This is a genomic window from Luteimicrobium sp. NPDC057192 (assembly GCF_042670205.1).
GTDB lineage: Bacteria > Actinomycetota > Actinomycetes > Actinomycetales > Cellulomonadaceae > Luteimicrobium.
The window spans coordinates 37,160-49,010 of sequence record NZ_JBHUWD010000023.1 but is presented as its reverse complement, the minus strand read 5'-3'; the positions used below and the strand labels follow the sequence as shown (position 1 = coordinate 49,010).

Here is an 11,851-nt window from a genome sequence, read left to right as displayed (position 1 = left end):
AGCGGGGAGCGGCGTCAGGCGGTGGGCGTCGCGCGGCGTCGCCGCCGGGCGCGGGTGGCGACGACGGCGCCGGCGCCGGCGAGCCCGAGACCGGCGGCGGTCAGGGCGAGCGGGACCCAGGCGCCCGAGCTCGTCCCGCCGGTGCCCGAGAAGGACCACGCGTGCGCGGTCTCGTCCTGCGCGTACGCCGCCTTCTGGCCCGAGGGGCCCGTCGCGAGGGTCGAGTAGAGCGGGCTCATGTCGGTCAGCATCGAGAGCGTGACCGTCGCGCGGGTGACGGGGCGCGGGCACGTGAAGTCCACGTCCACTCCGGACGCGAGGATGTCGGCCTTGTCGGTGACCGTGCCCGTGCACGTCGCGCCCCCGGCGGCGACCGCGACGTGCTCGAGCACGTAGGAGTCGAACCGCGGCGAGCCCTCGAGGACCGCAGGATCGCCGTCCTCGGGCGTGACGGCGCCGTCGAGCAGGACGCGGCTCGGTGGCAGGAGGTCGAGGTGCGCCGCCAGGTAGCTGAGGTCGTCGGCCGCGCCCACCTGCCAGTGGACGCGGACCGTCGCCGCCTGAGGACGGCTGACCGTCGCCGTGGGCGGGGCGCCGAACGGGTGCGCGGACGCCGTCGGCGCGAGGAGGGACGCCGCGGCGGACGCGAGGACGGCGGCGCCGAGCGCCCGCGCGCGCAGGCTCACGACGCCGTCCCCCGCGTCCAGCGGTCCTCGACGCGCCCCCAGCGCCAGACGGCCAGCGCGACGAGCCAGCACCCGACGAACAGCCCGACGATCACGAAGCCCGCGTGGTCGAGGTCGATGCCCGCCACCCAGGCGAGCGGCCCGCTGTCGATCGAGAACCGGTCCGACAGGACACCGACGAGCTCGATCGTCCCGACCACCAGCGCCACCAGGACGGAGATCGTCGTGATCGTGAGGTTGTAGAAGACCTTGCGCGCGGGCCGGGCGAAGGCCCAGCCGTAGGCGGCGTTCATGAGGACGCCGTCGACGGTGTCCATGAGGCACATCCCCGCCGCGAACAGCACGGGCAGCACGAGGACCGCGTAGAACGGCAGGGCGAACGCGGCTGCCCCGCCCGCGAGCACGAGCAGGCCGACCTCGGTGGCCGTGTCGAAGCCCAGCCCGAACAGCACGCCCACGGGGTAGATGCCGGCCGGCGTCCGGACCGTACGGGTCAGGCCGCCGAGGAACCGGTTGAGCAGGCCGCGGCGCGCGAGCTGCTCCTCGAGCGCGGTCTCGTCGTGGTCGCCGCGCCGCATCGCACGCGCCACGCGGACGATCCCGACGAGCGCGGCCAGGTTGAGGATCCCGAGGACCCACAGGAACACCCCGGACACCGTCGGCCCGACGACGCCGGTCACGGTGTGGAGCGTGGAGCTGTCGTCCTGGAGCGGGCCGACCAGGGCGCGCACACCCACCGCGAGGAGCAGGGCCAGCGTGAAGACGATCGTCGAGTGGCCGAGCGAGAACCAGAAGCCCACCGAGAGCGGCCGCCGGCCGGTCGGTCGTCCCTGGGCCCGCAGCGCGGCGGCGTCGCTCACGAGCTTGCGCGTCGTGTTGTCGATCGCGGCGATGTGGTCGGCGTCGAACGCGTGGCGCAGGCCGAACGAGTACGCGAGGACCCCGACGCCCACGGTGAACACCTGGTGCTCGCCCCCCAGGACGAACCGGTGCGGCGAGACGAGCGCGAGCAGCACCCCGAAGCCCACGACGTGGAGCAGGACGACGACCGCGGTCATCCCGACGAGCGAGCGGACGTCGCCGGGGCCGAGCCGTCCGCGCAGCGTCGCGCCGGGAAGGTCGGTGGTCGTCGTGGTCGTCCCGGTCGTGGTGGTCACGGGTTCTCCGTTCGGGTTCGTCGGGGTGCGGTCACGGCAGCGGATCCTCGTCAGGATGCGCCGGGGGTGAGGATGCCGCTGATCGCGACGACGCTGATCGCGCCGCCGGCCAGCGCGATCACGGCCCCGGTGACGAGCGGCACGGCCCGGGCCACGCTCTGCAGCGCCGCCGTCGGGCGTGCGTGCGCCACGACGAACGACCGGCCCCACAGCGCCGCGAGCCCGACGCCGAAGAGCACGGACGCGAGCCCGACACCGAACGCCAGGACGAGCGCGATCGCGAGGCCGGACCGGCCCGCGAAGATGCCCGTCGCCAGGACGAGGAAGGCCGACGGCGACGGCGTCAGCGCGCCCGCCGCCCCCAGCGTGACGAGGGTGGGCCGGCTGACCGCGGGCGCGGACGTCGTCGTCGCGTGGTCGTGGTGCCCGTGCTCGTGGTGGTGCTCGTGCTCGTGGTCGTGGTGCCCGTGCTCGTGGTGATGCTCGTGCTCGTGGTGGTGCTCCGGGGGATGCGGCGTGGCCGCGTGCACGTGCGTGTGCGTGCGGCCGAGCAGGCCGTGCCGGTGGGTGAGCGACCCGTCGGCTGCGGGCGCCGTGGCGGTCCGCCGGGCGCGCAGCACGAGGAGCACGCCGACCGCGACCACGGTGAGGCCGCCGACGAGCTCGAGCGCACCGGTGAGCTGCTCGAGGTCGACGAGGCCCGACAGGTCGAAGAACGTCCAGAGCGTCGCGAGGACCAGCACGGACACGGTGTGCATGACCGCGACGGAGCCGCCGAGCCACGCGGCGTCGCGGACGGTGCCGCGCGAGCCGACGAGGTAGGCGGCCGCGAGGCTCTTCCCGTGCCCCGGCCCGACGGCGTGCGCGGCGCCGGCGAGGAACGCGAAGGCGAGCGCGACGGGGGCGAAGTGCGGCGACGTGACGAAGCCGAGCATCGTGTCCCCGAGTCCGCTGAACGGCGTCCATTCGAGAAGGGAGGAGGTCACAGGCTGGGATGCAAGCGGGTGAGGCGGAACGGGGGCGTGCTGGGAGGTGGCCGTCGGCGGGCGGTCGGGTGAACGCTGCGGAGGCGCGCGAGGCGAGACGGGAATGCGAGGCGTCCGTCGGAAACCGGTAACCAGGCGCCGACGTGGCGTCAAGCCGCCAGCTCCCCGGAAACGACGCGGGTTTCAGCTGAAACGTCGAGAAACGCTTGCCCGTGGGCAGGCAGCGGTCCTACCTTCCAGAAACCGGTTGCTACTGCGTCGCTGTCCGAGCGACGTCGACCCGAGGCATGGATGCCCGGGGCTCCGCGGCAGTCGGCGTAAGTCCCGCATTCGACGACGAAAGTGAGGCAACGATGAGACGGCAGGCATCACGACGGCTCCTGGCCGCGGGGGTGACCACGTCCATGGCGGCGGCGCTCGGCATCGCGGCGCTGACGCTCCCCGGAGCACAGGCGGCCACGGCAGGCGCGACCGGGTTCGCGTCCCAGAACGGTGGCACCACTGGCGGTGCCGGCGGCGCGGTCGTCACCGCGACGACGGGGACGGCCATCAACCAGGCGCTCTGCGGCAGGGCCGCCGACGACACGCCGCTCACGATCCAGGTCACGGGCACCATCACGCTCGACAACACCGACAAGGTCTCGGGCGACAGCTGCGACACGACCGGCGACGAGATCCAGTTCAAGGGCGTCAGCAACGTGACGCTCGTGGGTGTCGGGTCGGGGGCGACGTTCGACCAGATCGGCATCCACGTCCGCGACGCGCACAACATCATCATCCAGAACGTCACGGTCCAGAACGTCCACAAGTCGAACGGCCCGACCTCCAACGGCGGCGACGCGATCGGCCTCGAGTCGGACGTCTCGAACGTGTGGGTCGACCACGACACGCTCCTGGCGTCGGGCGGCGAGGACGAGGGCTTCGACTCGCTCCTCGACATGAAGGCCGACACGACGTACGTCACGGCGTCGTACACGATCTTCCGCAACTCCGGCCGTGGCGGCCTCGTCGGCTCGAGCGACAGCGACACCGGCAACGGGCCCGTGACGTTCCACCACAACCTCTACGACCACATCGACTCGCGCACGCCGCTGCTCCGCGCGGCGACGGCCCACATCTACGACAACTACTACGTCGACCTCCAGAAGTCGGGTATCAACCCGCGCGACGGGGGCAAGGCGAAGGTCGAGAACAACTACTTCGAGGACTCCAAGGACCCGCTCGGCACCTTCTACACGGACCTCATGGGCACGTGGCAGGTCGCGGGCAACATCTTCGACAACATCACCTGGACGGCGGAGGGCACCGAGAACCACCCGGCCGGCCCGGACGTGACGTCCACGACCAGCGTGTCCATCCCCTACACGTACACGCTCGACGCCGCGTCCTGCGTGCCGGACGTCGTCGGGAAGACCGCGGGCGCCGGGACGGGGCTGAAGGTGTCCGACGGGTCGTGCACCCCGACGACGCCGCCGGCGACCACGGAGCCCACGGACCCGGGCACCACGGAGCCGACGGACCCCGCGACGACCGACCCGTCGGGCGGCTCGGGCGACACCCCGACCGGCGCGCCGACGCCGGGCAGCGGCGCGATCTACGTGGCGCCGTCGGGCACCGCGGACGCCGCGGGCACGGTGTCCGCGCCGACGACGCTGGCCTCGGCGGTCGCGAAGGTGAAGCCGGGCGGGCAGATCTTCCTGCGCGGCGGCACGTACCACGAGACCGCGACGGTGACGGTCCAGCCGGGCAACAGCGGCACCGCGTCTGCGCCGACGACGCTCGCCGCCTACCCGGGCGAGAAGCCCGTGCTGGACTTCTCGGCGCAGGCCGAGGACCCGGCGAACCGCGGCATCGAGCTCGGCGGCGACTACTGGCACCTGTACGGGTTCACCGTCCAGCACGCCGGTGACAACGGGATCCTCGTGGGCGGCGACCACAACGTGGTCGAGCGCGTCGTCACGGCGTCCAACCACGACACGGGCCTCCAGATCGCGCGCCTCGTCGCGGGTGCGCCGGCCTCCGAGTGGCCGTCGTACAACCTCGTCGTCAGCAGCGAGTCGCACGACAACGTCGACTCCGACGGCGAGGACGCGGACGGGTTCGCGGCCAAGCTCACCGCGGGCCCCGGGAACGTGTTCCGGTACGACGTCTCGCACAACAACATCGACGACGGCTGGGACCTGTACGCGAAGGACGAGACGGGGCCGATCGGCGTCGTCACGATCGAGGACTCGCTGTCGTACCACAACGGCACCCTGTCCGACGGGTCGCAGGCCGGCAGCGGCGACCGCAACGGGTTCAAGCTCGGCGGCTCGGGGATCGCCGACGACCACGTCGCGCTCCGCAACATCGCCTACGAGAACGGGCACGACGGGTTCACGTACAACAGCAACCCGGGCCACATGACGATCACGGACAACGTGAGCCTCGGCAACGCGGAGCGCAACTTCCACTGGGAGAGCGGCACCTCGGTGTTCAGCGGCAACCTGTCGTGCGACAGCGGCTCGAACGACAAGATCGTCGGGACCGACGACGGGACGAACCACTGGGACACGGGCTCGAACAGCTCGGGCTGCTCCGCCTACGCGGGCGCGCTCGGGTGGAGCTTCGGCTCCGACGGCGTCTTCCACGTGACGTTCGGCGGCTCCGAGCCGACGGACCCGCCCACCGACCCGACGGACCCGCCGACGGATCCCACGGACCCGCCGACCGACCCGACCGACCCGCCGAGCGGCACCAATCTCAGCCTCGGCGCGGGTGCCGACGGCTCGAGCAAGGGCGGCGGCACGAGCTACGGCAACGCCGTCGACGGTGACGCCTCCACCTTCTGGTCGCCCAGCGGGACCACCGGCACCATCTCGGTGAAGTGGGACACCGCGAAGACCGTCGGGGCCGTCGTCGTGAAGGAGGCCGCCGGCTCGACCGGGACCATCGGCGCGTGGAAGGTCGTGAACAACGACACCGGGGCCGTCCTCGCGACGGGCACCGGCGCCGGGACCATCACGTTCTCCGCGACGTCGCTCAAGAAGATCAACTTCGTGATCACGAGCGCGTCCGGGACGCCGAAGGTCGCGGAGCTGGAGACCTACGCCGGCTGACGACGTACGTCCGCGCACGACGGAGGCCCCGGCTCGCCGAGCCGGGGCCTCCCGTGCGTGCTAGACCGAACGTCATGGCCGACTCCCCGCCCTCGTCCGCGAGCGACGCGCGGGTCGTCGCCGCCGTGACCCCGCGCGTCGTCTCGACGGCCGACGAGCGTGGCGACTCCACGCTGACGGTCGTCGTGGCGTTCGCCGCGAACCTCGTGATCGCCGTCGCGAAGTCGGCGGCGGCCGTCGTCACCGGCTCGGCGTCGATGGTGGCGGAGGCCGTCCACTCCTGGGCGGACACCGGCAACGAGGTCTTCCTCCTGATCGCGGACCGGTCGTCGCGCCGCAAGGCGGACGCGGTGCACCCGCTGGGCTACGGGCGCGAGGCGTACGTGTGGTCGATGTTCGCCGCGATCGGGCTGTTCGCCATCGGTGCGGGCGTGTCGGTCACCCACGGCATCCAGGAGCTCGTGAAGGCCGAGCCCGCCTCCGACTTCGGGATCGCCTACGCGGTCCTCGCCCTGTCGTTCGTCCTCGAGGGCACGTCGTTCCTGCGGTCGATCCGGCAGGCGCGCGGGGAGGCACGGAACGCGGAGCGGGACGTCGTCCAGCACGTCGTCGCGACGTCGGACCCGACGCTGCGGGCCGTCGTCGCGGAGGACGCCGCCGCACTGGTGGGGCTCGTCGTCGCGTTCGTCGGCGTGCTCGCCCACCAGCTCACCGGGTCACCGGTCCCGGACGCGATCGGCTCGATCGTCGTCGGGCTGGTCCTGGGGGTGGTCGCCGTCGTGCTGATCCAGCGCAACCGCGACTTCCTCGTCGGCGCGGGTGTCGACGAACGTACCCGGCACGGCGTCCTCGCCGGGCTCCTCGCGTTCCCCGACGTGGCGCGCGTGACGTACCTGCGGCTCGAGTACGTCGGCCCCCGGTCGCTCTACCTCGTGGCGAGCGTCGACCTCGTCGGGGACGACGCCGAGCACGTGGTCGCCCGGCGGCTCGACGCGCTCGAGCGCCGGGTCGCGGAGACGCCGCACGTCGCGGGCGTCGTGCTCACGCTCTCGACGCCCGAGGAACCGTCGCTCGCGCTGTGACCGACGACAGGGGCACCCCCGTCGTCAGTCGAGCGGCGGACGCTGGTCGTCGGTGCGGTCCATCGAGCGGCGGGTCCGCGCGCCCACGATCGCCACGGTGACCAGCCCCGCGACGGCGACGCCCAGGATGACCTTGACCCAGGGGAAGCCCGAGCCCTCGCTGGAGTCGGGGCGGTCGCCCGGCTGGACGGTCGACGTCGCGGTCGGGCCGGAGCCGGGCGTGGCCGCCTGCGCGCCGCCGACGCCGAGCCCGCCGACCGTGAGCACCAGCAGGGTGCCGAGCGCCGCGAGGGCGAGGAGCGGTCGTCGGACGAACGGCGTGCGGAGCATGCTTGCGAGGGTAGTCCTCGGGGAAGACAACCAGAGTTGAGCGGAATAGGCTCAACTCTGCAGAGGTTGCTCTGAGCAGAAGCATCCCCGATGACCGGAGGACCCCGGAGACCCTATGGACACCCAGTTCACGACCATGTCGCAGCAGGCGATCGGCGAGGCCATCCAGACCGCGTCGGCCGCCGGCAACCCCCAGCTCGAGCCCGTCCACCTGCTCCACGCGCTGCTGCAGCAGCAGGGCGGCGTCGCGGGCGGGCTGCTCGACGCCGTCGGCGCCGACACCCAGGCCGTCGGCCAGAAGGTGCGCGGCGCCCTCGTCGCGCTGCCCACCGCGAGCGGCTCGGCCGTCGCGCAGCCGACCGCGAGCCGCGCCACCAGCGCCGTGCTGGACCTGGCAGGGAAGGAGGCGCAGTCGCTCGGCGACCAGTACGTCTCCACCGAGCACCTCCTGATCGGGCTCGCGGGCGCCCAGTCGCCCGCCGCCGACATCCTGCGCGCCGCCGGCGCGACCGTGGACGCGCTGCGCGCCGCCCTGCCGTCCGTCCGCGGCAACGCCAAGGTCACGAGCCCCAACCCCGAGGGCACCTACAAGGCGCTCGAGCAGTACGGCAACGACCTCACCGCCCAGGCGTCCGACGGCAAGCTCGACCCCGTGATCGGGCGCGACTCCGAGATCCGGCGCGTCATCCAGGTGCTGTCGCGGCGCACCAAGAACAACCCCGTCCTCATCGGCGAGCCCGGAGTCGGCAAGACCGCCGTCGTCGAGGGGCTGGCCCAGCGCATCGTCGCGGGCGACGTCCCCGAGTCGCTCAAGGGCAAGAAGCTCGTCGCGCTCGACCTCGCGTCGATGGTCGCGGGCGCCAAGTACCGCGGCGAGTTCGAGGAGCGGCTCAAGGCCGTCCTCGAGGAGATCCAGCAGTCCGACGGGCAGGTCGTCACGTTCATCGACGAGCTGCACACCGTCGTGGGCGCCGGTGCCGGCGGCGAGGGTGCCATGGACGCGGGCAACATGCTCAAGCCCATGCTCGCCCGCGGAGAGCTGCGCATGGTCGGCGCGACGACGCTCGACGAGTACCGCGAGCACATCGAGAAGGACCCCGCCCTCGAGCGCCGGTTCCAGCAGGTGTTCGTCGGCGAGCCGTCCGTCGAGGACACCGTCGCGATCCTGCGCGGCCTCAAGGAGCGGTACGAGGCCCACCACAAGGTGACCATCGCCGACGACGCCCTCGTCGCCGCCGCCGCGCTGTCCGACCGGTACATCACCGGCCGCCAGCTCCCCGACAAGGCCATCGACCTCGTCGACGAGGCCGCGTCGCGCCTGCGCATGGAGCTCGACTCGTCCCCGACCGAGATCGACGAGCTCCAGCGCGCCGTCACGCGCCTCGAGATGGAGGAGGTCGTGCTCTCCGAGGCCGACGACCCCGCCTCGAAGGAGCGCCTCGAGCGCCTGCGCAAGGACCTCGCCGACCGCCGCGAGCAGCTCTCCGCGCTCACCACCCGCTGGGAGGCCGAGAAGGCCGGGCACAACCGCGTCGGCGACCTCAAGGTCCGGCTCGACCAGCTCCGCTCCGACGCCGAACGTCTCCAGCGCGAGGGCGACCTCGAGAAGGCCGCGCGCATCCTCTACGGCGAGATCCCCGCCGTCGAGAAGGAGCTCAGCGCCGCCGAGGCCGCCGAGGACGCCGAGGCCGACGTCGAGGCGGTCGCGCACGAGACCCCGCTCGTCCCCGAGAAGGTCTCCGCCGACGAGATCGCCGAGGTCGTGTCCGCGTGGACCGGCATCCCCGCCGGCCGGCTGCTGCAGGGCGAGTCCGAGAAGCTCCTCCACATGGAGGACGTCATCGGTGAGCGCCTCATCGGGCAGTCGTCCGCCGTCGGCACCGTGTCCGACGCCGTCCGGCGCGCCCGCGCCGGCGTCGCCGACCCCGACCGCCCCACCGGGTCGTTCCTCTTCCTCGGACCGACCGGCGTCGGCAAGACCGAGCTCGCCAAGGCGCTCGCCGACTTCCTGTTCGACGACGAGCGCGCCATGGTGCGCATCGACATGTCCGAGTACGCGGAGAAGCACTCCGTCGCCCGGCTCGTCGGCGCGCCCCCCGGGTACGTCGGCTACGAGGAGGGTGGCCAGCTCACCGAGGCCGTGCGCCGTCGGCCCTATTCCGTCGTGCTCCTCGACGAGGTCGAGAAGGCCCACCCCGAGGTCTTCGACATCCTCCTCCAGGTGCTCGACGACGGCCGCCTCACCGACGGCCAGGGCCGCACCGTCGACTTCCGGAACGTCATCCTCGTGCTCACGTCCAACCTGGGCTCGCAGTTCCTCGTCGACCCGCTCCTGTCCGACGAGCAGAAGCACGAGGCCGTCATGGGTGCCGTGCGCGCGTCGTTCAAGCCCGAGTTCCTCAACCGGCTCGACGACGTCGTCATGTTCGACCCGCTGAACCTCGACCAGCTCGGCCGGATCGTCGACCTCCAGGTCGACGCGCTCGCCGCCCGCCTCGCGGACCGGCGGCTCACGCTCGACGTGACGGACACCGCGCGCGAGTGGCTCGCGCTCGAAGGGTTCGACCCCGCCTACGGGGCGCGGCCGCTGCGCCGCCTCGTGCAGCGGGAGATCGGCGACCGGCTGGCGCGGAAGCTGCTGGCGGGCGACGTGTCCGACGGCGACCGGGTGGTCGTCGACCGCCCCGAGTCCGGGGAGCGGCTCGAGCTCACCGTGGGCTGACCTCGATCCGTGCTCTGCCGTCGTCTCCCGTTCGCCGACGGTGACGTCTGGTTCGCCGGCGGTGACGTCTCGTTCGCCGACGGTGACGTCTGGTTCGTCGGCGGTGACGTCTCGTTCGCCGGCGGTGACATCTGGTTCGTCGGTGGTGACGTCTGGTTCGTCGGTGGTGACGTCCCGTTCGCCGGCGGTGACGTTGGCTTTGCCGAGGTGACGCCTGTCCCCAGGCGGCGCCCGTTCGCATGTGGATCGACGTCACCGTCGGTGTTCTCGACGTCGCCCTCGGCGTACGGGGCGTCGCCGTCGGTGTTCTTGACGTCGCCCTCGGCGTACGGGGCGTCACCGTCGGGGTGGGCTCGGGGCGCCTCTGGGGCGTGCCGGGGACTACCGTGACCTCCGATGACAACGTTGAGCACGCGAGGGACGAACCTGCCGCGCATGGGCGGGTTCAACCAGGCTGCCCTCCTGGAGGCGATCCGGCTCGGCGCGGGCACGTGCACGCGCGCTGACCTCGCCCGCAAGACGGGCCTGTCGGCGCAGACGGTGACGAACGCGGTGCGCCGCCTCCTCGACGCGGGGCTCGTGACCGAGGAGGACGTGAAGCGCCAGCCCGGCGCGGGTCGCCCTGGCACGACGCTCGACATCGTGCCCGCGAGCCGCTTCGCGGTCGGGGTGCACCTCGACCCGGCGTCGGTCGTCGTCGTCCTGCTGGATCTCGCAGGGCAGGTCGTGGCGTCGCGGACGGCGCCGACCCCGGAGTCGGAGGAGCCGGGTGCCGCGCTCGATGTGGTGGTCCGGGAGATCGACGCGGTCCTCGAGGGTGCGGGCGTCGAACGGGAGCGGGTGCTGGGCGTCGGCCTGGCGACGCCGGGCCCGATCGACCGCGAGCGCGGGCTCGTCCTCGACCCGCCCCACCTGACCACCTGGCACGACGTGCCCCTCCGCGACGAGGTCGCGCGCCGCACGGGTCTGCCGACGCTCCTGGACAAGGACGTGCTCGCCGTCGCGGCCGCCGTCGTCTGGTTCCCGGGGGTGCGGCCCACCGACGCGGCCGTGGTCTACGCGGGCACGGGCGTCGCGATCGCGATCGTCAGCGGCGGGGAGATCGTCCGGGGCGTGTCGGGCAACGCGGGCGAGGCTGGGCACGTCAACGTCGGGCGCCCGTTCGGCCGGTGCGCGTGCGGGCGGCAGGGCTGCCTGGGTGGCGTGTTCAGCGCGAACGCGATCCACGCGAACGCGGTCGAGCGGGGCATCCCGCTGGGCGGGGGCGCGGCCGACGCCGGGTCGACGGCGACGCTCCGGGCGGACCGCGCGGTCGACGACCTGCGCGTGCTGGCGGAGTCCGGGGACGCGGTCGTGGTGGCGTTCCTCCGTGAGACGGGGGCCGCGCTCGGCTCGGCGCTGACGACCGTGTGCGAGCTGCTCGACCTCGACACGGTCGTCCCGTCGGGGCCGGTGTGGGAGCGGCTCGGGCCCTGGCTGGAGCCGGGGCTGCGGTCGGTCCTCGACGCGTACCCCGTGCCGGGCCACCACCCGCTGCGCGTCCTGAGCGCCGCCGGGGACGGCCCGGTCGCGGCGGTGGGTGCGGCGTGCCTCCTGCTCGACGACGTCCTCACGCCGCGGCCGACCGGCCTGCTCCTGCACGCCTGACCGGGTCGTCGACCGGTCGCACCGGCCTCGGGCGACCCTGCGAGGCCGACGTCGTCGCCCGGCTCGGGAGCGCCGCCCGGGGCCCCGGCGAACTGTCCGGACAGCGTTGTCTTGCTATTACTAACGCGAAGTGATGAAATATC

The 11,851-nt window shown here is 72.9% G+C and carries 8 protein-coding genes; 4 read left to right on the top strand and 4 right to left on the bottom strand.

Annotated features, from left to right (window positions below; all coding sequences use genetic code 11):
* Positions 1-14 precede the first annotated feature (14 nt).
* From ACFT5B_RS12045 to ACFT5B_RS12035, 3 genes are read right to left on the bottom strand one after another with little or no spacing between them, the layout of a single operon-like run.
* Positions 15-686 (bottom strand): hypothetical protein, encoded by a 672-nt coding sequence (locus ACFT5B_RS12045; protein WP_386798489.1) that lies wholly within the window; start codon positions 684-686, stop codon positions 15-17.
* Positions 683-1,843 (bottom strand): HoxN/HupN/NixA family nickel/cobalt transporter, encoded by a 1,161-nt coding sequence (locus ACFT5B_RS12040; RefSeq protein WP_386798487.1) that lies wholly within the window; start codon positions 1,841-1,843, stop codon positions 683-685. The genes ACFT5B_RS12045 and ACFT5B_RS12040 overlap by 4 nt, the downstream gene beginning before the upstream one ends.
* A gap of 50 nt (positions 1,844-1,893) precedes the next feature.
* Complete coding sequence (locus ACFT5B_RS12035) at positions 1,894-2,829, bottom strand: hypothetical protein (protein ID WP_386798485.1); 936 nt, start codon at positions 2,827-2,829, stop codon at positions 1,894-1,896.
* A 353-nt stretch (positions 2,830-3,182) separates the two neighbouring features.
* Here ACFT5B_RS12035 and ACFT5B_RS12030 point away from each other — a divergent pair, with 353 nt between their 5' ends.
* Positions 3,183-5,927, top strand: coding sequence for a hypothetical protein (locus tag ACFT5B_RS12030; protein WP_386798483.1), 2,745 nt, complete (start codon positions 3,183-3,185; stop codon positions 5,925-5,927).
* A gap of 74 nt (positions 5,928-6,001) precedes the next feature.
* Positions 6,002-7,009, top strand: a complete 1,008-nt coding sequence (locus ACFT5B_RS12025) for a cation diffusion facilitator family transporter (RefSeq protein WP_386798481.1) — start codon at positions 6,002-6,004, stop codon at positions 7,007-7,009.
* 24 nt (positions 7,010-7,033) lie between these two features.
* Here the strand turns inward: ACFT5B_RS12025 and ACFT5B_RS12020 are convergent, their stop codons facing one another.
* Positions 7,034-7,339 carry a hypothetical protein gene (locus tag ACFT5B_RS12020; RefSeq protein WP_386798479.1) on the bottom strand — a complete coding sequence of 102 codons (306 nt, stop codon included), beginning with the start codon at positions 7,337-7,339 and terminating at the stop codon, positions 7,034-7,036.
* A 115-nt stretch (positions 7,340-7,454) separates the two neighbouring features.
* Here ACFT5B_RS12020 and clpB point away from each other — a divergent pair, with 115 nt between their 5' ends.
* Both clpB and ACFT5B_RS12010 read left to right on the top strand, forming a co-directional pair.
* Positions 7,455-10,061: an ATP-dependent chaperone ClpB gene (gene clpB, locus ACFT5B_RS12015; RefSeq protein ID WP_386798477.1), complete on the top strand. Its 2,607-nt coding sequence runs from the start codon at positions 7,455-7,457 to the stop codon at positions 10,059-10,061.
* A 396-nt stretch (positions 10,062-10,457) separates the two neighbouring features.
* Positions 10,458-11,708 carry an ROK family transcriptional regulator gene (locus ACFT5B_RS12010; RefSeq protein ID WP_386798475.1) on the top strand — a complete coding sequence of 417 codons (1,251 nt, stop codon included), beginning with the start codon at positions 10,458-10,460 and terminating at the stop codon, positions 11,706-11,708.
* The last annotated feature ends 143 nt before the right edge of the window (positions 11,709-11,851 follow it).